The organism is Curtobacterium sp. MCLR17_032 (assembly GCF_003234795.2).
Classification (GTDB): Bacteria; Actinomycetota; Actinomycetes; order Actinomycetales; family Microbacteriaceae; genus Curtobacterium.
In genome coordinates this window covers 611,964-635,804 of record NZ_CP126268.1, presented here as the reverse complement: position 1 = coordinate 635,804, position 23,841 = coordinate 611,964, and the positions used below count along the sequence as shown (strand labels likewise).

26 protein-coding genes are annotated in these 23,841 nt (G+C 71.0%); 10 read left to right on the top strand and 16 right to left on the bottom strand.

The genetic code is table 11. The annotated features are described in order from the left end of the window. Nucleotides 1-31: 31 nt before the first annotated feature. From DEI97_RS03045 to DEI97_RS03015, 7 genes are all read right to left on the bottom strand, one after another. Entirely contained in the window at nucleotides 32-1,105 is a 1,074-nt protein-coding gene (locus tag DEI97_RS03045; RefSeq protein WP_111074901.1) for a hypothetical protein, read from the bottom strand. An 11-nt stretch (nucleotides 1,106-1,116) separates the two neighbouring features. After that, the gene (locus DEI97_RS03040; RefSeq protein ID WP_111074900.1) at nucleotides 1,117-1,719 is read right to left on the bottom strand and encodes an ABC transporter ATP-binding protein; all 603 of its coding nucleotides are present in this window, start codon (nucleotides 1,717-1,719) and stop codon (nucleotides 1,117-1,119) included. Next, complete coding sequence (locus DEI97_RS03035; protein ID WP_181439245.1) at nucleotides 1,710-2,768, bottom strand: peptidoglycan-binding domain-containing protein; 1,059 nt, start codon at nucleotides 2,766-2,768, stop codon at nucleotides 1,710-1,712. The genes DEI97_RS03040 and DEI97_RS03035 overlap by 10 nt, the downstream gene beginning before the upstream one ends. Next, entirely contained in the window at nucleotides 2,765-3,175 is a 411-nt protein-coding gene (locus DEI97_RS03030; protein WP_146248141.1) for a hypothetical protein, read from the bottom strand. The genes DEI97_RS03035 and DEI97_RS03030 overlap by 4 nt, the downstream gene beginning before the upstream one ends. A 442-nt stretch (nucleotides 3,176-3,617) precedes the next feature. Further along, nucleotides 3,618-3,971, bottom strand: a complete 354-nt coding sequence (locus DEI97_RS03025) for a hypothetical protein (protein ID WP_146248140.1) — start codon at nucleotides 3,969-3,971, stop codon at nucleotides 3,618-3,620. Between the two features lie 245 nt (nucleotides 3,972-4,216). Continuing rightward, nucleotides 4,217-4,489: a hypothetical protein gene (locus DEI97_RS03020; protein WP_111074896.1), complete on the bottom strand. Its 273-nt coding sequence runs from the start codon at nucleotides 4,487-4,489 to the stop codon at nucleotides 4,217-4,219. Nucleotides 4,490-4,843: 354 nt separating this feature from the next. Next, nucleotides 4,844-5,122 (bottom strand): hypothetical protein, encoded by a 279-nt coding sequence (locus tag DEI97_RS03015; RefSeq protein WP_146248139.1) that lies wholly within the window; start codon nucleotides 5,120-5,122, stop codon nucleotides 4,844-4,846. 109 nt (nucleotides 5,123-5,231) lie between these two features. Here DEI97_RS03015 and DEI97_RS03010 point away from each other — a divergent pair, with 109 nt between their 5' ends. Then, entirely contained in the window at nucleotides 5,232-5,798 is a 567-nt protein-coding gene (locus DEI97_RS03010; protein WP_111074894.1) for a GNAT family N-acetyltransferase, read from the top strand. A gap of 220 nt (nucleotides 5,799-6,018) precedes the next feature. Here DEI97_RS03010 and DEI97_RS03005 read toward each other — a convergent pair whose 3' ends face one another. After that, complete coding sequence (locus DEI97_RS03005; RefSeq protein ID WP_111074893.1) at nucleotides 6,019-7,524, bottom strand: catalase; 1,506 nt, start codon at nucleotides 7,522-7,524, stop codon at nucleotides 6,019-6,021. Between the two features lie 30 nt (nucleotides 7,525-7,554). Further along, complete coding sequence (locus tag DEI97_RS03000) at nucleotides 7,555-8,022, bottom strand: Fur family transcriptional regulator (protein WP_111074892.1); 468 nt, start codon at nucleotides 8,020-8,022, stop codon at nucleotides 7,555-7,557. Nucleotides 8,023-8,184: 162 nt separating this feature from the next. Here DEI97_RS03000 and DEI97_RS02995 point away from each other — a divergent pair, with 162 nt between their 5' ends. Both DEI97_RS02995 and DEI97_RS02990 read left to right on the top strand, forming a co-directional pair. Next, nucleotides 8,185-9,489: an acyltransferase family protein gene (locus DEI97_RS02995; protein WP_111074891.1), complete on the top strand. Its 1,305-nt coding sequence runs from the start codon at nucleotides 8,185-8,187 to the stop codon at nucleotides 9,487-9,489. Nucleotides 9,490-9,616: 127 nt separating this feature from the next. Further along, nucleotides 9,617-10,447, top strand: coding sequence for a cytochrome c oxidase assembly protein (locus DEI97_RS02990; protein WP_111074890.1), 831 nt, complete (start codon nucleotides 9,617-9,619; stop codon nucleotides 10,445-10,447). Between the two features lie 521 nt (nucleotides 10,448-10,968). Here DEI97_RS02990 and DEI97_RS02985 read toward each other — a convergent pair. After that, complete coding sequence (locus DEI97_RS02985) at nucleotides 10,969-12,615, bottom strand: DHA2 family efflux MFS transporter permease subunit (protein WP_253467221.1); 1,647 nt, start codon at nucleotides 12,613-12,615, stop codon at nucleotides 10,969-10,971. Beyond that, nucleotides 12,612-13,238 (bottom strand): PadR family transcriptional regulator, encoded by a 627-nt coding sequence (locus tag DEI97_RS02980; RefSeq protein ID WP_111074889.1) that lies wholly within the window; start codon nucleotides 13,236-13,238, stop codon nucleotides 12,612-12,614. Before DEI97_RS02980 ends, DEI97_RS02985 begins: the two co-directional genes overlap by 4 nt. Nucleotides 13,239-13,405: 167 nt before the next feature. Between DEI97_RS02980 and purS the strand changes: the two genes are divergently transcribed. Genes purS through DEI97_RS02960 form a run of 4 tightly spaced genes read left to right on the top strand, consistent with a single transcriptional unit; the run spans nucleotide 13,406 to nucleotide 17,722 of the window. Continuing rightward, nucleotides 13,406-13,654 carry a phosphoribosylformylglycinamidine synthase subunit PurS gene (gene purS / locus DEI97_RS02975; protein WP_111074888.1) on the top strand — a complete coding sequence of 83 codons (249 nt, stop codon included), beginning with the start codon at nucleotides 13,406-13,408 and terminating at the stop codon, nucleotides 13,652-13,654. Nucleotides 13,655-13,656: 2 nt separating this feature from the next. After that, nucleotides 13,657-14,352 carry a phosphoribosylformylglycinamidine synthase subunit PurQ gene (gene purQ, locus DEI97_RS02970; protein WP_111074887.1) on the top strand — a complete coding sequence of 232 codons (696 nt, stop codon included), beginning with the start codon at nucleotides 13,657-13,659 and terminating at the stop codon, nucleotides 14,350-14,352. A 47-nt stretch (nucleotides 14,353-14,399) separates the two neighbouring features. Next, complete coding sequence (gene purL / locus DEI97_RS02965; RefSeq protein WP_258376704.1) at nucleotides 14,400-16,781, top strand: phosphoribosylformylglycinamidine synthase subunit PurL; 2,382 nt, start codon at nucleotides 14,400-14,402, stop codon at nucleotides 16,779-16,781. A gap of 5 nt (nucleotides 16,782-16,786) precedes the next feature. After that, complete coding sequence (locus DEI97_RS02960) at nucleotides 16,787-17,722, top strand: 2-hydroxyacid dehydrogenase (protein WP_111074885.1); 936 nt, start codon at nucleotides 16,787-16,789, stop codon at nucleotides 17,720-17,722. An 89-nt stretch (nucleotides 17,723-17,811) separates the two neighbouring features. Here the strand turns inward: DEI97_RS02960 and DEI97_RS02955 are convergent, their stop codons facing one another. Together DEI97_RS02955 and DEI97_RS02950 are read right to left on the bottom strand one after the other, a co-directional pair. Continuing rightward, complete coding sequence (locus tag DEI97_RS02955) at nucleotides 17,812-18,942, bottom strand: lactonase family protein (protein ID WP_111074884.1); 1,131 nt, start codon at nucleotides 18,940-18,942, stop codon at nucleotides 17,812-17,814. Further along, complete coding sequence (locus tag DEI97_RS02950) at nucleotides 18,939-19,256, bottom strand: chorismate mutase (protein ID WP_111074883.1); 318 nt, start codon at nucleotides 19,254-19,256, stop codon at nucleotides 18,939-18,941. The genes DEI97_RS02955 and DEI97_RS02950 overlap by 4 nt, the downstream gene beginning before the upstream one ends. A 78-nt stretch (nucleotides 19,257-19,334) precedes the next feature. Here DEI97_RS02950 and DEI97_RS02945 point away from each other — a divergent pair, with 78 nt between their 5' ends. Beyond that, nucleotides 19,335-19,739 carry a DUF1304 domain-containing protein gene (locus tag DEI97_RS02945; protein ID WP_181439244.1) on the top strand — a complete coding sequence of 135 codons (405 nt, stop codon included), beginning with the start codon at nucleotides 19,335-19,337 and terminating at the stop codon, nucleotides 19,737-19,739. A 310-nt stretch (nucleotides 19,740-20,049) separates the two neighbouring features. Here the strand turns inward: DEI97_RS02945 and DEI97_RS02940 are convergent, their stop codons facing one another. Further along, entirely contained in the window at nucleotides 20,050-21,063 is a 1,014-nt protein-coding gene (locus DEI97_RS02940; protein ID WP_258376703.1) for an iron-siderophore ABC transporter substrate-binding protein, read from the bottom strand. Nucleotides 21,064-21,132: 69 nt separating this feature from the next. Between DEI97_RS02940 and DEI97_RS02935 the strand changes: the two genes are divergently transcribed. Then, a complete protein-coding gene (locus tag DEI97_RS02935) occupies nucleotides 21,133-22,005 on the top strand; it encodes a shikimate dehydrogenase family protein (protein WP_111074881.1) in 873 nt (290 codons plus the stop codon). 159 nt (nucleotides 22,006-22,164) lie between these two features. Here DEI97_RS02935 and DEI97_RS02930 read toward each other — a convergent pair whose 3' ends face one another. Continuing rightward, a complete protein-coding gene (locus DEI97_RS02930; RefSeq protein WP_111074880.1) occupies nucleotides 22,165-22,545 on the bottom strand; it encodes a YchJ family protein in 381 nt (126 codons plus the stop codon). A gap of 37 nt (nucleotides 22,546-22,582) precedes the next feature. After that, nucleotides 22,583-23,008, bottom strand: coding sequence for an organic hydroperoxide resistance protein (locus DEI97_RS02925; protein ID WP_111074879.1), 426 nt, complete (start codon nucleotides 23,006-23,008; stop codon nucleotides 22,583-22,585). A 130-nt stretch (nucleotides 23,009-23,138) separates the two neighbouring features. Here DEI97_RS02925 and DEI97_RS02920 point away from each other — a divergent pair, with 130 nt between their 5' ends. Then, nucleotides 23,139-23,813 (top strand): hypothetical protein, encoded by a 675-nt coding sequence (locus DEI97_RS02920; protein ID WP_111074878.1) that lies wholly within the window; start codon nucleotides 23,139-23,141, stop codon nucleotides 23,811-23,813. Nucleotides 23,814-23,841 lie beyond the last annotated feature (28 nt).

The following is a 23,841-nucleotide window of genomic DNA, read 5'->3' as shown; positions in this document are numbered from 1 at the left end:
GTCGGGCGTGTGCCGCGTCTCCCGGTCACCGTCATCGGGTGCGGAAGTACCGGTGCAGGTCACGCTCCCGGATCAGCGCGACGCTCGCGGCTCCCCCGACGACGACACCGACGAGTCCGAGCGCGCTGAGCACTGCGGCACCGGTGAGGATCGGCAGACCGTCGCCGGCCGGCAGGCCCCGGACCATCACGACGGACACGGCGAGCGCCAGCGTCGCGCCCACCGAGCCCCACGCCAGGTGTTGGACCGCGATGCCGAGCGCCTGCGCCGCCACACCGACCCCGACGTGACGGTCCGAGGCGATGGACAACCGCCGACGCAGCACCGCGGCGCACCCGACCACCAGTCCGAGTCCGAGCGCCACCGACTCGAGCAAGCCCACGGTCGGCGGCTCGCTCGGGAGGAACGTCGTGCCGGATCGCGGGTTCAGCTGGCCGAGCGTCGACCGTTCGCCGTCCTCGGAACCGCTCGCCGGCAGCAGCGTCCGCCGGAGCGCGGCGACGGCGGACTCGTCCGCCGGCCAGATCGTCGCCCAGCACGTATCGAAGGGCGCACCGTCGTCAGCGGCGGGTGCCAGGACCGCGTACGACAGCTCGGGGTCGCGGCCGTCGTCCGGGTAGGCGTAGACCCCGGCGACCGGGACCGGGCCGTCCGGGGTGGCGATGCGCTGGCCCGCCCGGACGCCGAGGACGTCGGCCACCTCGGGGGCGACGACGACACCCGCGTCGGCCGTGGACCCTGTGACGCTGAACAGTGCGGTCGCTCCGCCGGTCACCTCGTAGGTCGGGATCGAGCTTCCCGGGAGCGCCGCGACGACCATGCCGTCCTCGGTCTTCCGGAAGGCCCCGGCGGCCAGCACGTTCGGCTCGTCGGCCAGTGCCGCGCACGCTCGCCCGTCGATCCGTCCGGCAGCCGTGAACACCTGCGTTGCGGCACCGGACGTCACCCACTGGGCGGCGGCGCGGACGTCGGCTGTGACAGTGACGGTCCGGCTGCCGACGACTCCGGCGAGCAGCACCGCCAGGACCACCGCGCAGACGACCCCGGCGCCGGCACCCGAGCTGAGGTCCCGCCAGGCTTCCCGGAGCACCTCGATCGTCCGCATGCGGGGCCGTCTCACCGGAACGCCCCGAGGTCCAGGACCGCCCCGCACGCCGCCCGGGTGGCGTCGTCGTGCGTCGCGACGACGACGGTGGTGCCGGCGGCTGCGAGTTCGGCGATCACGTCGTTCACCTCGGCCGCGGTCGTCCGGTCGAGTTGCGCGGTGGGTTCGTCGACGAGCATGAGCGTCGGGGCCGCGGCGACGCCCCGCGCGAGCATCAGCCGCTGTGCCTCGCCACCCGAGAGTTCGCGGAACCGCGCTGTGGCCCGGCCCGCGAGACCGAAACGCTCGAGGACGACCATCGCCCGGTCCTCAGCCGCACGTCGACGCATCCCTCGGGCGAGCAACGGCAGGGTCACGTGGTCGAGGGCGGTCCGGCGCGCCACCCCGTGCGGGTTCTGGAACACCCACAGCACGGCGGCGTCATCGGGCAGTTCCACCCGTCCGGACGTCGGCGTGGTCATCCGGGCGAGGATCGCGAGCAGCGTCGACTTCCCGGACCCACTCGGGCCGACCAAGGCCGTCACGGTGCCCTCGTCGAAGGTCCGCTCGACGTCGTGGAACAGCTCGGTGCCGTTCGGCCACCGGTGCCCGACAGCGCTGAGGCTCACCGGCACGGCCGACCACCTTCGGGTGTCGCGCGGATGCGGTCGAGTGTGGTCCCCGATCCGGCCCGGACGAAGGACTGACCGAGTTCCGATCCGACGACCTCGACCGGGACGGGATCCCCGGTCACCGGTTGGACGCACGCGTGGTCGTCCCGGAGGTCCCAGAGTGCGGTCGGGGGGACGACCTGGACCGTGAGCGGCTCGGCGAGCGCCCACGTCGCCGGCAGCGTGGGGACGCCGTCGGCGGACGCCACCGTGGCGGCGTACTCCGGCAGCGCGCCGATCTGCGCGAGTGCTGCCGGGTCCGTCACCACTCCGTGGTCGTCGACGGCGCTGCGGAACTGTCCGACGGTGATCGCACGCGGGCCGGCCACGACGTCCGCCGGGAGCTGCTCGATCCGTGCTCCGCGCAGTTCGGCGGGCAGCTCGACGAGCGTGCCGTCGGCGTCCACCGGCGCCCCGACCACCGCCGTGCAGGTCCGGACCGTTGCCTCTGCCGCGGGGATCCACGCGAAGGCCGAGCGCTCGATCGTGTCGTCCGAGAGCGCCGCACGGGGAACGTCGTGGGTCAGGAGGAACGACCGCACTGCCCGGAGCGTCCCCGGTCCGACGATCCCGTCGACGGTGATCCTCGAACCCAGTCGAGCGAGTTCCTGTTGCAGTCCGCGGACGTCCTCGCCCCGGTCGTCGTCGTGGAGGTCTCGGAACAGCGGCGTCCCACTGGCGAACGCGATCACCGGTAGGTCGTCGATCCGGGCGATCTCCGTACCGCTCCGGACCACCCCACCAGTCGCACACGACGACGCCGTGACGATCCCGGTCCGGCTCGTGACCACAGCGCGGGGCGCACCGGTGTCGAGCGCCAGCTGCACCTGGTGTTCGTCGGCGTCCGACCGCTCGGTGACCGCCACCGTCTCGACCGGGGTCGCCGTCCGCAGGGCCGCGGGCGGATCGGCCGGGAGCGCGACGACCGCGCCGACACCGGCGGCTGCAGCGACCAGCAGGCTGCCGAGACCGAGGAGCGAGCCGGACAGCATGCTGTTGCGCCGCCCGCTCATCCCTGCCGCCAGAGGCCGAGTGGGTCGAGTCGACACTGCACGGCAGCGGGGTCGTACTCGTCGAACGAGAAGCTGCCGGTGTCGTTCTCGGACCGCCATCGGCGTTCCGTGTAGTCAGCGCCGACGAGCCCGGACTTCCGCAGACACGCGGCGGTGATCTTCGCGTCGTCCTGCTTCTCAGGGTTCCGTCGAGTCTCGGTGAAGAGGTACGTGATGCTGTGGTCCCATCTGTCGAGGCACGCGAGCCGCAGCTGCTCGAGCGCGGCGTCCACGTCCTTCGTGAGTTCGCTTCCGTCCGAGGCCGTCACCTCGTAGGTGTTCTCCTCGGTCCACTCGAGGTCGAAGCCGCCGCCGCGCATGCACGTCTGCACTCGACGGTGCGATTCAATGACCTCAGCAGCGGTCACGACACCGTCCGCCAACACGTTCCGTTCGTAGGGCGAGCCCTCGTCTCGAGCCTGCGCGAACTCCGCGCCCCATGGATCGTCCGCCAGTGCAGAGCGAGTGTCGTGACGAGCATCGGTTGGACCGGATGTGCAGCCAGCGAGGGCTCCAGTCGCGAGCATCACGGCGAGGAACCGAACCGCCGTCGGTAGCGAGAACAACTCGTGCGCCGATCAGGCTCGGACCATCCCGTACTGCGTCACGTTGAGGTAGCAGAGCTTCTCGAACGACCAAGCAACGCATCCACTGATGACGATGCCGACGAGCGCGGTACTGATGACCAACTTCTTCACGATCTTTCTTCTCTCTGTTCGCCACGGACCTCGTGGCGGTCCTCCACGCAAGTGATGTCGGAAGCAGAATGCAGAGCCGCCCCCTGGCGACCCCTTCCACTGCGTCGCCAGCTCATCCCTGCCTCCCGAGGCCGAGCGGGTCCAGCCGACATTGGGTGGCCTCCGGAGACCACTGCTCGAAGGAGAAGTGGTCGTCGGCCTGCTCACTTCGCCATCGCCGTTGTGTGTAGTCCGCGCCGACGACTCCCGAGCGCTGCAGACATGCCACCTGGATCGTGGCCTCGGCCCGGTGCTCAGGGTTCCGTCGGACCGCGTCGAACAGCATCGAGATGTGATGGTCGAACCGCCGCGAGCAGTCAGCCAGGTACGACGCGACCTGTTCGATGCTCTCGCTCTGACGATGCAACGGATCGATGTCGGCAGCACCGTCACGGTGTTCCTCGTACCGGTACCCGTGGCTCCGCATGCACTTGCTCGTTCGTGCTCGTGCATCAGCGCGTTCGTCGGCGGTGATCACCCCGTCCGACAGGATCCCCACTTGGTACGGAGCCACCACTGCCTCCGCGAACTCCACCGCCCATGGACCGGCGGCAGCGAAGACAGCTGGGTCGATCCGATGAGGGGTCGGCTCGACGGGACCTGGAGCCGACTGGGCGCATCCGCTCAGGGCCAAGGCGGACACCGCCCATGCCACGCACCGCCGCCGCCGCCTCACGGGGTCCGCCACAGCCCGAGCGGATCGAGCGTGCACTGCCTCGCTGCCGTGTCGTACTCCGGGAACGAGAACACCCCCGCGTCGTACTCGGACCGCCACTTCCGCTCGGTGTAGTCCTTGCCGACCAGCCCGGCCTTCTGTAGGCACCTGACGGTGATCGCCGCTTCGTCTTGCTTCTGCGGGTTCCGACGCGTCGACTCGTAGAGGAAGGTGATGCTCTCGTCGTACTGCTTCTCGCAGGCTTCGAGAACACGGTTCGTCTTGCTCATGTCGTTACTCGGCGGTGGCCCCTTCAGGCTGCCGATCTCGAATCCGCCATCAGTTGCATAGGAGATCGAGTACCCGGAATCGGCCAGGCATCGGTCAACGCGACGGTGAGTTTCCTCGAGCTCAGCGGCTGTGACCCTCCCGTCACTCAACACGCCTGCTTCGTAATCTGAGACGCCGAGTGACAGCGCCTCGCGAAATTCAGGTTCCCACCGGCCGGCAGATCCGAGTGGCGCGTCGATCTCGGGCGTCGGTATCGGCCCAGCATTCGCACTCGAGCACCCCGCGGCGACGAGCGAGACCACGGCCGCGCCGACGAGAGCCCTGCAGACACGACCGCGATCACGCCCGCTCATCTACTTGGCCGTCATGCCGTACGACACGACGTTCGCCCAACAGGCGTTCTGCGTCGAGTACTTGCCCCGCCCGACCCAGGCGCCGTACCGCGGGTCGCTGTTCCTGATCGCATCCCAGTGCCGGGCCGACGAACACGTGTTGTTCTTGCCCTTCCAGATGCTGACCGAGCCGTAGCAGGCCGCCGCCTCTGCCCGGGGTGCGGTCGCGGCGTCGAGCGCCACCGTGCCACTGACGAGCGTGCCGACGACGGCTGCGCCGAGGATCAACTTCGTGATCATGTCCATTCCCTCCATCTCTGCGAGCCCCTCGCAGTGATGTGCAACGTATTACCCTTCAGCGGCAGACGCAACTGTTCATGTCGCATCTCGAATAGCCCAAGATGGGAACATGAGCGAAGACATCCGGTGGGAGGTGGTCGAGGAGAGCGCACTGACGCTCACCGACCACGAGGCGATCGCAGCGATGCTGGCGCAGGCGTTCCCGAGCTGGTCGCACTGGTACGTCGGAAGCCGGAGCTGGTCCGGGATGCAACCCGAGCGCCGCGTGCTCGGCCGGACCGAGGACGGCGTCGTCCTGGCCCACGTCGGCATCCGCCGGATGTTCGTCACGGTCGGCGGCGAGGACGTCCTGGTGGGCGACACCGGCCTGGTCGGTGTCTCACCACGCTTGCAGGGCACCGGGGTGGGTCGCGAGCTGATGGAACGTGTCCACGACGTGCTCGACGGGCTCCGCGTGCCGTACGGCTTCCTGGGTGCTGGCGAGGACCGGATCCCCTTCTACGCACACCTGGGCTGGCACGAGTTCCCCGAGGCAATCGGCACCTTCAGCGCCTTCACCGCGGAGGGCGCCGGCGTCGTCGAGACCGAGCAGGGCGGCTGGATGGTCCGGCCGGTGACGGCCCGGCTCGAGGACTGGCCGGAGGGTCCGATCCTCCTCAACGGCCAGCAGGTCTGAGAGACCCGATCCCGACGCGCCCGCCTGCGGTCGCCGAGCGGTCAGGAACGGTCGCACCGGGCCTCCCGGAACGACGGTTGCTGACCACTCGACGGAACTGAGCGGGCAGTCTCGACCGCTCGGCGCGCCGCCTGCGCCGAGCAGGCGGGCCGACAGACCACAGACGGGAGGCGCGGTGCGAGTCGAACTCGCACCGCGCCTCCCGTCTGTGACCCAGTTGCTACGCCTCGACGGCGACCTTCTGCGGGTCCTCGTTCGAACCCGGCGCGCTCGGCGCGACGGCCGCACGGACGCGCGCACCGAGGTCGGGGTCGACGCTCGTCCAGTAGGCGAACACGCGCTCGCGCAGGTCGTCGCGCGTCACCTTGGAGACGTGGCCGGCGATGTTGCCGACGAGACGCTCGCGCGCTGCGTCGTCGAGGACCTCGCGGTAGAGCGTGCCCGCCTGGCCGAAGTCGTCGTCCTCGGGGTGCAGGGTCGCGGCGGAGCGCTGGAGCGCACCGTCGGACTCCCAGCCCGGGGCGTCATCGGTCGCGGTCGGGTCGGCGTGGGCGCCACCGAGCGAGTTCGGCGCGTACACGGGGACTTCCGACTTCTGGAAGTCGAAGCGCATTCCGCCGTCCTTCGAGTACGAGTGCACCTCGTTCTTCGGGGCGTTGACCGGCAGCTGCGCGTGGTTCGTGCCGACGCGGTAGCGGTGGGCGTCCGCGTAGCTGAAGATGCGCGCGAGGAGCATCTTGTCCGGGCTGGCCGCGATGCCGGGCACGAAGTTCGAGGGGGCGAAGGTCGCCTGCTCGATCTGCGCGAAGTAGTTCTCCGGGTTGCGGTTGAGCTCCATCGTGCCGACCTCGATGAGGGGGTAGTCCGCGTGCGGCCACACCTTCGTCAGGTCGAACGGGTTGAAGCGGTACTCGGCCGCCTCGTCGTAGGGCATGACCTGCACCTTGAGGGTCCAGCGCGGGAAGTCCTGGCGCTCGATGGCCTCGTGGAGGTCGCGGATGTGGAAGTCCGCGTCCTCGCCGGCGATGCGGTCGGCGTCCTCCTGCGTCAGGGTCTTGTGCCCCTGCTCGGTGATGAAGTGGTACTTCACCCAGAAGCGCTCACCCTCGGCGTTGACCCACTGGTAGGTGTGCGAACCGAAGCCGTCCATGTTCCGCCAGCTGGCCGGCAGGCCGCGGTCGCCCATGAGCCACGTGACCTGGTGCGCCGACTCGGGCGACAGCGTCCAGAAGTCCCACTGCATGTCGTGGTCGCGGAGGTGGGAGCCCGGCAGGCGCTTCTGCGAGCGGATGAAGTCCGGGAACTTGATGCCGTCACGGATGAAGAACACCGGGGTGTTGTTGCCGACGAGGTCGTAGTTGCCCTCGGACGTGTAGAACTTCAGCGCGAAGCCACGGGGGTCGCGCCAGGTGTCGGGCGAGCCCTGCTCACCGGCGACGCTCGAGAAGCGGGCGAGCATCTCGGTGGTCTGGCCGGGCTGGAGGAACGCGGCACGCGTGTACTGCGAGACGTCGTGCGTGACGGTGAAGGTACCGAACGCTCCGCCGCCCTTGGCGTGGACGACACGCTCCGGGATGCGCTCACGGTTGAACTGGGCGAGCTTCTCGACCAGGTAGTGGTCGTGCAGGGCGAGGGGGCCGTCGGCCCCGACTCCCATGGAGTGCTGGTCGCTGGAGACCGGGGCCCCGCTGTTGGTCGTGGTGGTGGGCGTGTTCTGGTCGGACACGGTTCCTCCTCAGGTGGAACGTAGGTTCGGTCAGGATGGCTCGGGTCGATTCGCAGCTACGGCATCGGTGTCGATGCCGCTCTGCTCGGCTGCCGCACACTGCTCGCAGATCCCCCAGTAGGTGACCTCGGCGGTGGTGACGGCGAAGCCGTGGGTCTCGGACGGCGTCAGGCACGGCGCGTGTCCGACGGCGCAGTCCACGTCACCGATCGCACCGCACATGGTGCAGACGATGTGGTGGTGGTTGTCGCCCGTCCGCCGTTCGTAGCGGGCGGGGCTGCCCGCCGGTTCGATGCGGCGCACGAGTCCGGCGCCGGTCAGTGCGCCGAGGACGCCGTAGACCGCCTGGTGACTGGTGGTCGGGAGTTCGGCGGCGAGCGCCGTGACCAGGTCGTCGGCGGTGGTGTGCGGTCGGGTCTCGATGGCCCGGAGGGCGGCGAGACGCGGCGCGGTGACGCGGAGGCCGGCTCCGCGGAGCAGTTCGGTGTCGTCGACCATGCGGAGCCCTTCTCTTGCAGGATTCAAGACAACGCCCACTGTACACGGCGGAGGCGGTCCTGCAGGCGACACATGCGCCTCCCGGAATGCAATGTGTCACGATCGTGTCGCGATCGGCTGAACCCTGCCTGGGAGGGGTGGAACGACCGGTAGCGTCCTGCCATGTCCATGCAGCAGGCCGACACGTCGGCGAACACCGCTCAGGACGTCCGGGGGGCCATCGCGCAGCGGGACCTGGTCGTCGACCTCATCCGGACGGCCTGCGTCGTCCTCGTCGTCTTCGTGCACGTCACGATGGTCGGCGTCGGCTCCGACGCCGCGGGCCTCCGGGTGACGAGCCCGCTGCAGGAACTGCCCTGGTACGTGGCGGCGACCTGGATCGGCCAGGTCATGCCCCTCTTCTTCGTCGTCGGCGGCTTCGCGAGCGCGGTCGGCTGGCGCAGCACCGTCGCGCGTGGTGGTGGGGCGCGGGACTACGTGGCGACCCGGCTCGTGCGGCTGTACCGGCCCGCGGTGCCCCTGTTCGCGGTGCTCGCGGTCGGGCTCGGCATCGCAACCGTCCTCGGCACACCGGCGGACCTGCTGGGTGAGTTGGCGTTCGGGATCGGGTCGCCGCTCTGGTTCCTCGCCGCCTACGGCATCACCCAGTGCTGCGTGCCGCTGATGGCCCGGCTGCACGCCACCGCCCCGTGGCGCACGCTGGCGGTGCTGCTCCTGCTGGCCGCGGCGGTCGACGGCGTCCGGCTCGCCACCGGGGTCGCCGAGGTCGGGCTGCTCAACCTCGGCCCGGTGTGGCTGTTCGCCCAGCAGCTCGGGTTCCTCTGGGCCGACGGCTGGTTCGCCCGACGCTCGAAGCTCCTGCTGGCGGGGGTCGCGGTCGTCGCCTACGCCGTCCTCGTGCCGCTCACCTCGGTCGGACTCTGGGCGCCGGACATGCTGCAGGACCTCAACCCGCCGATGCTGCCGCTGGCACTGCTCGCGGTCGGGCAGGCCTGCCTGGTCCAGCTCGTGCACGCTCCCCTGACACGGCTGATGCACACCCGTCCCGCGCAGGCCGTCGTGTTCCTGCTCGGCCGCGACGGCATGACGATCTACCTGTGGCACCTGCCGCTCTTCATCCTGCTCAACGGCATCGGGCTGCTCGTCGGGCTGCCGTTCCCCGACCCGGGCTCGCGCACCTGGTGGGCCACCCGTGTGATCGCGGTGGTCGTCCTGCTCGCCGCCACCCTCGGCGTCGCCCGGGCCGTCCGGCGCTTCGACCGCCCGCTCCCCCGCCTCGTCCCCGGTGCGGACCGCCCGGCCTGGCCGGTCCTCGCGGTCGCGGCGCTCTGCACGATCGGCCCGGCGTTCGCGGTGATGCAGCTGCACCTCTCGTTCCCGCTCGCGCTCCTCGGAGCGGTCGCCATCCCGGTCGGCACGGGGTTGCTGAGCAAGACGGTCGCGGCCCGGGGCGTGCGGACCATGTAGGGATCCTCATCTGCCGGAGCCGGGTCGCGCCTCCCGGCCGGAGGAAGATGTCTCCCGCAGCGCGACCACCGGGAGGCACCCCACGCCGTCACCCTCCGAGTTCTGGAGCACCTGGCACGTCGACCCCCTGGCGGCGGCGCTCCTCGTCGTCGCCGCCGTCGCGTACGGCGCCGGCCTGGTCGCCGCACGCCGCCGCGGCGCTCGCTGGCCGTGGTGGCGGACCTTGGCGTTCGTCGCCGCACTCGCCCTGTTCGCCGTCGTGCAGTTCGGGATCGTCGGCCAGTACGACCGCCAGCTGCGGTGGGCCTTCGTCCTGCGGATCGCCGTCCTCTTCTTCGCGGTCCCCACCTTCGCCGCGCTGTCCGGCCCGTTCGCGTTGCTGCGGACGGGAGGCCCGACCCACCTCGCCGAATCCGCCGACGCCGTCCTGCGGTCGCGCCCGGCACGGTTCCTCGGCAACGCGATCGTCTCGCCGCTGGTCGCCCTCGCGCTGTTTTGCGTGATGCTCACCCCGCTGGCAGCCGTGCTCCGGCAGTCCCTGCTGAGCAGTGTGGGGATCACCGTCCTGGTGCCAGTCCTGGGCTTCGGCCTGCTCGCGCCGCTGTCCGAGGTCGGGGTGCTCCGCTCCTCTGCCTTCGCCACCGCCGAGTTCCTGTTGGCGTTCGTGGAGCTCGTGCTCGACGCGGTACCAGCGGTCGTGATGCGCGTCAGCGACCACGTGCTGGACGGAGCCGGACGGGTGGCGTTGCACGTGCCGTGGGCGCCGTCGCCGCTGCGCGACCAGCACCTGGCGGGCGACCTGCTGTGGTTCATCGCGGAGGTGGCGGACGTCCCCGTGCTCATCGCCCTCTTCATCCGGTGGCAGCGCTCCGACCGCCGCGAGGCCCGCGAGGTCGACGACCTGACGGACGAGCAGATGGACGCGCTGACGCGGGAGCACCTGCAGCGTCGGCCCTGAGGGGTGGGGCGCGCGCGGCGTGGGCAGCGCGGGCTGCCCGGAGGTCCGGCCTGCCGGCGCGAGCGGGCGGAACACAAGGGTCTGAGGGCTTCGAGCCGCGCGGATCTGCCCGTTCGACCCGCGCCGGGCGTCCGCTGCGCGCGAGCGGGCGGAAGAACCGGGTGCCGCGAGCACAGGGGGTGAGAATCCGCCCGCTCGACGCGGGGCGGGCCTCCCGGGCTGGCCGGCAAGTGCGCGTGACGGGGTGAGCGGGCGGAATCGCCTGAGGCGGGCGACCCGGGAGGCGCGTTCCCGCCCGCTCGCTGGCCTCCGCCCGCCTCGGCGACGGTCCACGGGCCGCGCACCCCGCGAGCGGGCGGAATCCCCCGGTTCCGCGGACGCCAGCGGCGCACTTCCGCCCGCTCGGCAACCACGCCGACCGGCCTGGACCCGCGAGACCCCCAGACACCAGGCCCCCCGACACGACGGAACCCCGGCCCCTCGAGGAGGGACCGGGGTTCCGGTGGTGCAGGACGCTCGGACTACGCCTCGACGTGCTTGCCCGGGTGCTGCCCGGCGGCGAGCTCGTCCGCGGCGGTCGCGGGTGCGGCGGCCGCGGCGTGGGCACCGACGTGCTCCCGCTCGCCGTCGGCCGGAGCCGCGTCGGCGGACCCGTCGGGCTGCGTGGCGACCGAACCGGTCTGCTTCCAGGCGACGGTCTGCTTCGGCTTCGCCAGGAACAGCGCGGCCACGATCGCAGCGATGAGCACGACGGCCGGCAGGACGAGGGACTGGCCCATGGCTCGCGAGAACGGCTCGAGCAGGAACCCGGGCAGCGACCCGGTCTGCTCGGCACCAGCGCCGGAACCGCCGGACTGCTGCGGGAACTCGGCGGTGATGCGGGCCTCCATCAGGGCGGCGATGCCGGCGGAACCGAGCACCGCACCGATCTGACGGGTGGTGTTGTAGACACCCGAGCCGGCACCGGCCAGACGCGGCGGCAGGTTGCGCGTGGCGGAGACGGACAGCGGTCCCCACATGCAGGCGTTGGCGAGGCCGAGCAGGGCGCTCGGCAGGAGCACCCAGCCCCAGTCGGCGTTGGCTGCGATCAGCGCACCGAACCAGAACAGGCCACCGGAGAAGCAGGCGAGGCCGAAGGACGCCACCCAACGCGGGTTCCAGACGTTGAGCTTCTTGCCGACGAACGGCGCGAGGCCGGCCGAGATGACCGCCTGCGGCACGAGCAGCAGTGCGGCCTGGGTCGGCGAGAAGCGCAGGACGTCCTGCGCCCAGAGCATGATCGGCAGCGCGAAGGACGAGATCGCGACGCCGACCGCGGTGATCGCGATGTTCGCCAGGGTGAAGTTGCGGTCCTTGAACAGGCCGAGGGGCAGCAGCGGCTCGCCCTTCTGCACGCCCTGCCAGACGACGAACGCGACGAGCACGACGATGCCGGCGATGATCAGCGACCAGACCGAGATCGGGCCGGTGATGGTGCCCCAGTCGTAGGTCTCGCCCTCCTGGATGCCGAAGACGAGCAAGAACAGACCGACGGCGGAGAGCACGATGCCGAGGTAGTCGAAGCGGTGACCGTGGCGCTCGAAGGACGGGACGAACTTCTGCGCGAGGACGAACGCGACGATGCCGACGGGGACGTTGACGAAGAAGATCCACTCCCATCCGAAGCCGTCGACGAGCAGGCCGCCGACGATCGGGCCGACGAGCGACGCGACACCGGCGACGGCACCCCAGAGGCCCATGGCCGCGCCACGGTTCTGCGGCGGGAAGATCCGCGTGATGACGGACATCGTCTGCGGGGTCATCATCGCGGCGCCGAGGCCCTGCACGACGCGGGCGAGGATGAGCATCTCGATCGACCCGGCGAGACCACACCACAGGCTGGCGAGGGTGAAGACGACGAGCCCGACCTGGTAGAGCACCTTCGGGCCGAAGCGGTCACCGAGACGCCCGGTGATGAGCAGGGGCACGGCGTACGCCAGCAGGTAGGCGCTGGTCACCCAGATGACGGCGTTGATGTCGGCGTCGAGCGCCTTGGCGATGGTCGGCGTCGCGACCGAGACGATCGTCGAGTCGACGAGGATCATGAAGAAGCCGACGACGAGTGCCCAGAGCGCTGGCCACGGCTTCTTGCCGTGCTCCAGGTCGGCGGCGGTTGATGCGGATGTCATCGAGTGGTGTCCTTGCTGTTGCTGTTCATCGTGTTGTCTGCGGGGGCGTGGGGTCCGGGATCCGGACCGCCCCAGGGGACGTCGCCACGCTCGATGCGTGCGACGGTGGCGTGCAACCACTCGATCTGCGCGGCGAGCATGGCACGGACGTACGACACGTCCAGCCAGTACCGCTCGGGCAGGTCCTTGGCCAGGACGACGTCGAGGATCTCGTCCGTCTCGGCCTGCTTGCGCTCGAGGGCGGAAGCACGTGCGGACAGGGCGGAGACCGCCTCGTCGCGCGCGATGTTCTCGATCTCGGCGACGGCCAGGTGGAAGACCGGGTACTCGTCCGCGGGCTCGGTGAGCAGGTGGAGCAGACCGTCGTGGAGGACCGTCCTGCCCTGGTCCGTGATGGCGTACGTCGTGCGCTCGGGCCGGTTCCCCTCGCGCTCGGTACCCACTGCCTGGGCGTGACCGAGCTCGACGAGTCGTCCGACCTGGTGGTAGAGCGTGCCGGGCCGGACCTTGACGTTCCGGGCGTCCCGTCGGTGCACCATCGTCTGGAACATCTCGTAGGGGTGGGTGGGCCCCTCGTTCAGGAGCCCGAGTGCCGCGTAGGCGAGGGGCGTCAGTTCCGACACCGTGCCTCCCGGGGGTGTGTGGACGTGCGAGTGGATCGAACGGTCGAAGCCGAATGTTCGACTTGGAATAGTACGTCGTGGACCAGTTCTCCACAAGCGCCCGACGCGCCGTGCGCTGGACCTAGACTGGACGCGTCCCCACCCGACCCCTGTGCTGGAGTGAACACGTGCCAACGATCGTCGTCGAGGTCATGCCGAAGGCCGAGATCCTCGACCCCCAGGGCAAGGCCGTGGGCAACGCCCTGGCCCGCCTCGGCAAGAACGACCTGACCAACGTCCGCATCGGCAAGCGATTCGAGGTGTCCGTCGACGGTCCCGTCGACGACGCCACGCTCGCCGAGGTCCGCGAGATCGCGGTCGACGTCTTCTCGAACGCAGTCATCGAGGACGTCGTCTCCGTGAGCGTCGTCGAGTGACGATGCGCATCGGGGTCATCACCTTCCCCGGCTCGCTCGACGACCGCGACGCCCAGCGTGCCGTGCGTCTGGCCGGGGCGGAGCCGGTGGCGCTCTGGCACGGTGACCACGACCTCCAGGGTGTCGACGCGATCGTCCTGCCGGGCGGGTTCTCGTACGGGGACTACCTCCGTGCCGGTGCCATCGCCGCCAAGGCACCGATCATGGCCGAGGTCATCGACGTCGCCGGCAAGGGCATGCCCGTGCTCGGCATCTGCAACGGCTTCCAGATGCTCGCCGAGGCCCGTCTGGTCCCCGGCGCACACACGCGGAACGCCCACCAGCAGTTCATCCGCCGCGACCAGGTGCTCCGCGTCGAGAACGCCGACACCGCCTGGACCTCGGGCTTCGACGCGCAGCAGGAGATCACCATCCCGCTGAAGAACGCCGACGGCCGGTTCGTCGCCGATGCGGACGAGATCAAGCGCATCGAGGACAACGGTCAGGTCGTCTTCCGCTACGTCGGCGTCAACCCGAACGGGTCGATCGACGACATCGCCGGTGTCTCGAACGAGCGCGGCAACGTCGTCGGCCTGATGCCGCACCCCGAGCACGCGACGGAGCCCGGGTTCGGCCCGGACACCCGCGCGGCCATGGCCTCCGGTACGGACGGCCTCACCTTCTTCACCTCCGTGATCGAGCGCGCGCTCGTCAAGTGACCGCGACTCCAGCGCCCGCGACTCCAGTGACAGGGAACGACAACACCGTGACCACGCCCGTCCGCCCGAAGCCCGACACCGTCCAGGACGCCGCCGAGACGCCCGACAAGGAACAGCCCTACGCGGCACTCGGGCTGAAGGCCGACGAGTACGCGAAGATCCGCGAGATCCTCGGCCGCCGCCCCACCTCGGGTGAGCTCGCCATGTACTCGGTCATGTGGTCCGAGCACTGCTCCTACAAGTCGAGCAAGAACTACCTCCGGCAGTTCGGCAAGAAGGTCACGCCGGAGATGACCAAGAACCTGATGGTCGGCATGGGCGAGAACGCCGGCGTCGTCGACGTCGGCGACGGCTGGGCGGTGACCTTCAAGGTCGAGTCGCACAACCACCCGTCCTACGTCGAGCCGTACCAGGGCGCGGCCACCGGTGTCGGCGGCATCGTCCGCGACATCATCTCGATGGGTGCCCGTCCGGTCGCGGTGATGGACCAGCTCCGCTTCGGTGCGATCGACCACGAGGACACCGCACGCGTCGTGCACGGGGTCGTCGGCGGCATCTCGTTCTACGGCAACTGCCTGGGTCTGCCGAACATCGGCGGCGAGACCTACTTCGACCCGGTGTACCAGGGCAACCCGCTGGTGAACGCACTGGCGGTCGGCGTCCTGCGTCACGAGGACCTGCACCTGGCGAACGCCTCCGGCGCGGGCAACAAGGTCGTGCTCTTCGGTGCCCGCACGGGTGGCGACGGCATCGGCGGGGCCTCGATCCTGGCGTCCGACACCTTCACCGAGGGCGGCCCGACCAAGCGTCCTGCGGTCCAAGTGGGCGACCCCTTCGCCGAGAAGGTCCTCATCGAGTGCTGCCTCGAGCTGTTCCAGAAAGAGCTCGTCGAGGGCATCCAGGACCTCGGCGCCGCGGGCATCTCCTGCGCGACGAGCGAACTCGCCAGCAACGGCGACGGCGGGATGCACATCTCCCTCGACGACGTCCTGCTCCGCGACCCGTCGCTCACGGCAGAGGAGATCCTCATGTCGGAGAGCCAGGAGCGCATGATGGCGGTCGTCCGCCCCGACAAGCTCGACGCCTTCCTCGAGGTCGTCGGCAAGTGGGAGGTCGAGACCAGCGTGCTCGGCGAGGTCACCGGCACCGGCCGTCTCGTCATCGACTGGCAGGGCCAGGAGATCGTCAACGTCGACCCGCGCACCGTCGCCGTCGACGGCCCCGTGTACGACCGCCCGGTCGCCTACCCGACCTGGATCGACGCGCTGCAGGCCGACGGCGCCGAGTCGCTCGACCGTCCGGAGACCGGCCCGGCCCTCAAGGCGCAGTTCCTGCAGCTGCTCGGGTCGCCGAACCTCTCCGACAAGCGCTGGGTCACGAACCAGTACGACACGTACGTCCTCGGCAACACCGCGCTGTCCTTCCCCGACGACGGCGGCATGATCCGCGTCGACGAGGAGACCGGCCTCGGCGTCGCGATCGCCACGGACGCCAACGGCCGCTACTGCCAGCTCGACCCGAAGCAGGGCGCCCGACTGGCCCTGGCCGAGGCGTACCGGAACGTCGCCGTCACCGGTGCCGTCCCCGCGGCGGTCACCGACTGCCTGAACTTCGGCTCGCCGGAGAACCCCGAGGTCATGTGGCAGTTCTCCGAGGCCGTCGAAGGCCTGGCGGACGGCTGCATGGAACTCGGCATCCCGGTGACCGGCGGCAACGTGTCGTTCTACAACCAGACCGGTGGCACCCCGATCCACCCGACGCCCGTCGTCGGTGTCCTCGGCGTGATCGACGACGTCGCCAAGCGCATCCCCTCGGGCTGGCAGGACGACGGCCACAACATCTACCTGCTCGGCACCACGAGCCTCGAGCTGGACGGTTCGGCCTGGGCCGGCACCGTGCACGACCACCTCGGTGGGCGTCCGCCGATGGTCGACCTCGGGCGCGAGAAGGCGCTCGCGGAGCTCATCGCCGCCGCGGCCGACGAGCAGCTGCTGACCAGCGCGCACGACCTGGCGGACGGCGGCCTCGGCCAGACCCTCGCCGAGTCGGTGCTCCGCTTCGGGCTCGGCGCCCGCGTCGTGCTCGACGAGCTCGAGTCCCGCGACGGCGTGGACACCGCGACCGCGCTGTTCTCCGAGTCGACGGGCCGCGTCATCGTGACCGTCCGGCGCGAGGACGACGTGCGATTCCAGGGCCTCTGCACGGGCCGGGGCTACCCGGTGCTGCGCATCGGTGTGACCGACGCCGCGTCGGGCTCGCTCGAGGTCCAGGGTGCGTTCGAGGCGACGATCGACGAGCTCCGTGGTGCACACGGCGCGACCCTGCCGTCGTACTTCGGCGACGTCATCAAGGAGAACGTCACCGAGGGCTACGTCGGTCGCGGGCCGCTCGACGACCACGGCTCCTTCTCTCCGCGCACGGACTCCTGACCCCGGTGCCGATCGTCACGCTGCCCCTGCCGGAACTGGTCGACGGTTTCGGCCCGGCGCCGGACGGCATCGAGCTCGACGTCTGGGACGTCGAGGCGCCGTACGCCCGGGCTGACCAGGTCGCCATCGCGTTCCTGCCGTTCTACTTCGGCGGACGGCACCGGTGGCAGTTCGTGCACGACCTGCCGAACCTCGAGCTGCTGCAGCTGCCGAGTGCCGGGTACGAGTGGGCGACCCCGCACGTGCCCGGTCATGCCCGGCTGGCGAACGGCCGCGGCATCCACGACGACGAGACCGCCGAGCTCGCCGTCGGGTTGGCGCTGACCTCGCTGCGTGAGATCGCCGCGTTCCAGTTCGACCGCGCCGAGCAGCGGTGGGACGCCCGCGAGACACGGTCGCTGGCCGACCGCCGGGTGACCGTCGTCGGCTACGGCGCGATCGGCTCGGCCATCGCGACGCGCTTCGAGGCGTTCCGCACCCACGTCACCGTCGTCGCCCGGACCGCTCGTGAGCAGGACGGTCGGCAGGTGCATGCGTTCGGCGAACTGCCGGAACTCGCCCGCACGACGGACGTCCTCGTGCTCATCGCGCCACTCACCGACGAGACCGAGGGGCTGGTGGACGCGGACCTCCTCGCCGCACTGCCCGACGGCGCGCTCGTGGTGAACGTCGCGCGCGGCAAGGTCGTCGACACGGATGCTCTGGTGGCGGAACTCCGCTCGGGCCGGATCTCGGCGGCGCTCGACGTCACCGATCCGGAACCCCTGCCCGCCGACCACGCGCTCTGGACGACACCGAACACCGTGCTGACGCCGCACGTCGGCGGCAACACGGATCTGAGCATCCCGCGGTCGCTCGACCTGATCCGGCGTCAGGTCGCAGCACTGGCAGAGGGCCGGGCCTTCGAGAACGTCATCGACCTGCCGGTCGAACAGGCCTGACCCGGCGGTCGAGCAGGCACGGCCTGGACCAGGCCTGACCACTGCGCCGGAGCGGACAGCGAAGGCTGGTCACCCGGGACGCAGACCGGCTACCCCAGCGGGATGATGCAGGCCGGGCTACCGACGGCGATCTGCCCGACCGCCTCCCCCGGCACGCCGTCGTCCCCGACCGGCAGCACCGCCACCGCGTCCGACATCTGGTTCGCGACGAGCAGGTAGCCGGGCACCCGGGCGAAGTGGCGCGGCCACACCCCGCCGGCCGAGGCAGCCCCGACCACGTGGAGCCCGTCGTCCGCGGTGTCGAGCACCACGATCTGGTCGCGGCCCCGGACGGCGACGGTGACCAGGCCGCGCTCGTCGACCTCGATGTGGCTGAGGAGCGAGGGCACATCGGGGCCGTTCAGGACGGAGGTGGCGCAGACATCCCGGAACGACCCGGACTCGTCGCGGCGGAGGCGGTACACCCGCCCGTCGAGTTCGCCCGCGACGATCAGGTCCCGGTCGACCCAGGCCATGTGCCGCGGTCCGGCGCCCGGGGTGACGTGGTGCACCCGCAGCGGTTCGATCGAGACCGAGCCGGCGTCGGCGCTGATCCGGAACTCGTGCAGGGCGTCCCCACCGAGGTCGGCGACCAGCACGGTGCCGTCCGGTGTGGCGATCGACTGGTGGGCGTGCGGGCCTTCCTGTCGGTCCTCGTCGGGGCCGGTGGCGTCGGGCAGGACCTCGGTCGCGAGGGCAGCGTCGGGCAGCACGGCGGACACACCGGCGCCCTGCCCCGCGACGCCGTGCACCGCAGCGCTCGCGCCGGCGTCCACGCCAGCCCCAGCGCCAGCGCCACCGCCGTGCACCGCACCCGCAGACGACGCCGCATACGCTTCCGCCACCTGCAGCGACACCGCGGTCACCGTCCCGGAGACGTAGTTCGTGACGACGAGCGCCCCCGAGGGGTCGACCCGGACGTGGCAGGGTGCGTCCCCACCGGCGGGGGCGTCCCACAGGTGCTCGAGCGCGGACCCGGACCGGCGGAACGCGTGGACCCCGCCGTCGATCGTCTCGGAGACCGCGTAGACCCGGTCCCCGTCGACCGCCAGGAACGACGGGTCGTCGAGCACCGCGACGGTCGACACCACGTCACCGTCGAGGATCGAGATGCCGGTCGCGTTGCCGCCCCCGGTCGGCGTGTACGAGCCGATCAGCAGGTGCAGCGGCGGCAGGGTCACAGTTCACCGACGGCGATGCGCTCGTGGTGGTGGATGACCTCCGCGACGATGAAGTTGAGGAACTTCTCGGCGAAGGCGGGGTCGAGGTGCGACTCCTCCGCCAGGGCCCGGAGCCGGGCGACCTGAGTCTGCTCGCGCGAGGGATCCGCAGCCGGCATGCCCGCTGCGGCCTTGAGGTACCCGACCCGCTGCGTGTACTTGAACCGTTCGGCGAGCATGTGGATCACGGCAGCGTCGATGTTGTCGATGCTCTGCCGGATGCCCTGCAGCTCGGCCACGGCGTCGTCATCGGTCGTCCCTCGGGCCTCGTTCATGGTCAGAGCCTACTGATCGAGGGGGTCACGGACGAGATGTGACCGCACGATCGTCCCGATGCTGGGAGGATGGTCATCATGACGGTTCTGCTGGCGATCTCCGGTGTCTTCGCGGTCCTGGCGGGCCTGGTGCACGCGTACATCTTCTTCCTCGAGTCGGTGGCGTGGACGAGCCCCCGGGTTCGACGCATCTTCAACATCTCGAGTGAGGCCGAGGCGCAGGCGACCCGCTCGCTCGCCTTCAACCAGGGCTTCTACAACCTGTTCCTGGCCATCGGCGCGATCCTCGGCGTCGTGATGGTGCTCGCCGGCAACGGTGCGACCGGCTGGACGCTCGTCGTCTTCTCGTGCGCGAGCATGCTCGGCGCTGCCGTCGTCCTCGTCGGCACCGGCCGCAAGTACCTGCGGTCCGCGTCGATGCAGGGCGCCTTCCCGTTGCTCGCGCTCCTGTTCGCGTTCGTGGGCTCGCTCGCCGGATCCTGACCCGCACCTCCCGTCCGGCACGCGACGCGCCCGGCCTGGAGGCCCGCCCCACCCCGCGCGGACCGGCCCGCGTCCGGCGCCCCACCGGCGCGCCGCCCGCTGCCGCGGCACCCACGCACAACACGAACCGGCCCGCACCACGACATCCCGTGGTGCGGGCCGGTTCCGGTTGTGCGGGTCCCGCTCGCGCCGCGCAGCGCCCGCCAGGCGCAGCGCCGTGGCGCCCCAGCGCCCGCAGCGGCTCCGGCGCCCGCAGCGGCTCCGGCGCCCGCAGCGCCCGCGGCGGCCCGGCGCCCGGCGCCCCCCGGCCTCAGCCGAGCTTCGAGGCGAACTCGTCCGGCAGCCGCTTCAGCGCCCACTCGATCGCGGCGGTCGTCCCGAGCGAGAACGCGTTCGAGACGTCCGAGTCGTCCACGACGATGGAGTGCCCGGCCTCGACCGACGGCACCTTCTGGAACAGCGGGTCCGCGGTGGCCTTCGACGCGTCGACGTAGATCGGCAGCACGACGGTGAGATCGGCGTCGAGGAGATCGAGGTTCTCGTTCGACAGCGAGACCGAGAACTCCTTGCCGGCGGCCTTGTCGATCGCGGACGGGATCGTGAAGCCGAGGTTCTGCATGAACGTCGCGCGGCTGTCGCGGGAGGCGTAGACGCCGAAGCCCTCGGACGTGTACGCGCCGATCGCGGCCGTCTTCCCCGAGAACTCGGGGTGCGCCTTGCGTGCGGCGGCGTACGAGTCGTCGAGGTCGCTGAGCAGCTTCTTGCCCTCGGACTCCTTGCCCAGAGCCTTCGAGATCATGTCGACCTGCTGCGTGGTGGAGGTGAGGTAGTTCTCGCCACCCTTCGGGATCGCGACGGTCGGGGCGATGGCGGACAGCTTGTCGTAGCGGTCCTTGTCGCCCGAGGACTTCACGTCGAGGATCAGGTCCGGCTTGAGCTTGAGGATGTCTTCGTAGCTGGGCTCGAGCGTCTTGATGATCTTCGGGGACTTCTTGTACGCCCCCTTGAGCCACGGGCCGACGCCGTCGCCGCCGAAGGCGAGCCAGTCACTGGCGCCGACGGGCTGCACGCCGAGTTCGAGGGCGGTCTCGGCGTCTCCCCAGCCGAGGGCGACGACGCGCTTGGGGGCGGAGTCGATCGTCGTGGTGCCGAGCCCGGTCGTGATCGACACGGGGAAGGCGCCGTCGGACGAGCCGGCGGCGGACGACGAGGACGAGGGGCTCGACGAGGAGCACCCGGCCAGCACGAGCGCGGCTGCGACGACGGCGCCGGCCGCGGCGAGCACACGCCCGGAACGGCGCTTGGAGAGGGAGGATCGGATCACGAAGGGTAGCCTAACCTAAGGGTTCGCAGCCCGGGTGGGCGCCGGGGCCTGCCTGGATAGGCTGCGCGCGTGGCCCTCACCTTCCCTGACGCCGACCGCACGGAACTCGCCGTTCTCGGCTCCCCGATCGCGCACTCGCTCTCCCCCACGCTGCACGCTGCGGCCTACGACGTGCTCGGGGTGCCGTTCTCGTACGGGAGGCACGAGGTCGCCTCCGGTGGGCTCGCCGCGTTCGTCGCGGGGCTCGGCTCCGAGTGGCGTGGCCTCAGTCTCACGATGCCGCTGAAGCGCGAGGTGCTCCCCCTGCTCGACCGGATGACCCCGCTCGTCGACGAGCTCGGAGTCGCGAACACGGTCGCGTTCCGCCGCGAGGGCTCGTCGGTCGTCCTGGCGGGTGCGAACACCGACGTCGAGGGGATCGTCCGCCCGGTCGCGGCGCTCGGTCACGTGCCGGGCGAGGCCACCATCCTGGGCGGCGGGGCGACCGCGGCGAGCGCCCTCACCGCGTCACTGCGACTCGGCGCCTCACTGGTGCGGGTGTTCCTGCGCGACACCGCCAAGGCGAGTGACCTGGTGCTGCTGGCGGCTCGACTCGGTGTGACGCTCGAGGTGCACGACCTGCAGGACCTCGGTTCGGCGGACCCGATGGGCTTCGTGGTGTCGACGCTGCCGGGGGGCGCGGCGGACGAACTGCCCCTCGTGCCGTCCGGTCCGGACGCGGTGCTGTTCGACGTGGCGTACGAGCCGTGGCCGACCCGGGCCGCCACGGCGTGGACGGCGGCGGGCGGCCGGGTGCTGAACGGCCTCGACATGCTCAGCGAGCAGGCGATCGGGCAGATCCGTTTCTTCCTGACCGGGGACGAGGACGAACTGCTGCCCGCCGAGGCCGAGGTCCGCCGGGCCATGCGCGCTGCCGTGGGCTTGCCGGAGACCATCGGCTGACGCGGGCCACGGCGAGACGCCCCCGTCTCCGTCCGGCGCCGCCGAGCGCCCGAGACGCCCCCGACTTCCGCGGCGTCTCGGGCAGACCGCGGCGTCTCACCGAGACACCGGCGTCTCGGCGGACGCCCAGACGGACGGCACACGCCCCGCCCACCGCCGTCAGACCACAACACCGTCCACGTAGTACCAGTGCCCGCACTCGCGGACGAAGTCACTCGTCTCCTCGAGCGTCCCGCGCTCGGTGTCGGAGCGCCACCATGCGCGGAAGGTGACGGTGCCGGCGGAGTCGAACGGGCCTCCCGACCGGGTGCCGACGATGTCGAGCCGCGTCCAGCGCTGCCCGGGGTCCAGGTCGAGCGACTCCGGCCGGGTGCGCGGGTGCCAGCTGCGGAGCAGGTACTCCGGCAGGCCGAGCGCGAAGGCGGAGAACCGCGACCGCATCAGCCGTTCGGCGGTGGGTGCGGGCGCACCGGCATGGAGGGGGCCGCAGCACTCGTCGTAGGGGTTGCCGCTCAGGCAGGGGCAGCGGTCGGGGCTCACCGCTCCAGCCTAGGGAGCGGTGAGCACCGCGGGCGCGTCAGTCGACGAGCGAGAGCGTCACCGTGATGTTGCCGCGCGTGGCGTTCGAGTAGGGGCAGATGGTGTGCGCGAGCTCGACCAGCCGCTGTCGTTCGGGTCCGGCGACGCTCGGTGCGTAGACGTCGAGCTCGACGGCCAGGCCGAAGCCGCCCGAGCCGTTGCCGCCGATGCTGACCTCGGCGGAGACCTCGGCGCCGGTGGTGTCCAGCGTCAGCTCACGGCCGGCGGCGTGCAGCGCGCCGAGGAAGCAGGCCGCGTACCCGGCGGCGAAGAGCTGTTCGGGGTTGGTACCCTCGCCGCTGCCGCCCATCTCCTTCGGCGGTCGGGTGTCGAGGTCGATGCGGTCGTCCTCGGTGCGGACGTGTCCGTCGCGGCCGCCTCCGGTGGCGTGGGCGGCTGCGGTGTAGACGATGTCGAGACTCATGCCGCCAGGTGATCGACCGTCGCTGGACGATCGCTGTGGAGGCCCGGGGTCGCGCGACCGGGGCGCCGCACCACCGCAGATGGCCGGGCGTGTCCGAGCGATCCTCAGCGGGAGCCGGTAGACAGGGGCCGTGTTCCGACTGGGGTGGCAGGTGTTCCGTGCGCGGTTCGGCGAGGACGTCTCGCCGAAGCGCTTCCGACGAGCCGTCATCGGGGGCATCGTCGTGGGGCTCCTCGCAGCCCTGGTGCTCGGCCTCACTGCCGTGAACACCGGCTGGATCGACTCCGGACCCGTCCGGGCGACGATCGTGGTGGTGCTCACCTCGCTGGCGGCCGGCCTGGTCACCGTCGGGTGCTTCCCGCTCGCGCAGACCCAGGAGCCGCTTGCCACGATCGACAACGAAACGGTCCGGCCCGAGACGATGCGGCTGGCCCGCGCCTCCGTGCAGCGCTACCTGGTCCGGCAGCCGCCCGAGATGCGACCCGAGGACCGCACCGACGTCCTGCACGACACGGCACTGGTGCGGCGGACACTCGTGGTCGACGTCGCACGGGCCGCAGCGGTCCTGATCGGCTGCTCGCTCGCGGGCATCGCGCTGCTCACCACCGGCGAACGGGCCACGGTGGGCTTCACGATGACACTCCTGGTCGTCTGGACCCTCCCCGCCACGTTCTGGCAGCTCGGCCGGACCGAGCGTGCGCACCGCGCCGCCGCTGCGTCACCGCCGTCCGAGACCCCGGCCACGCCCCCGACCGAACGCAACCGGTTCCCGTCCGGATCGAAGATCGGGCTGCCCGGAGACTGACCCGGGAGACGGGTGACGCCAGGCGTCA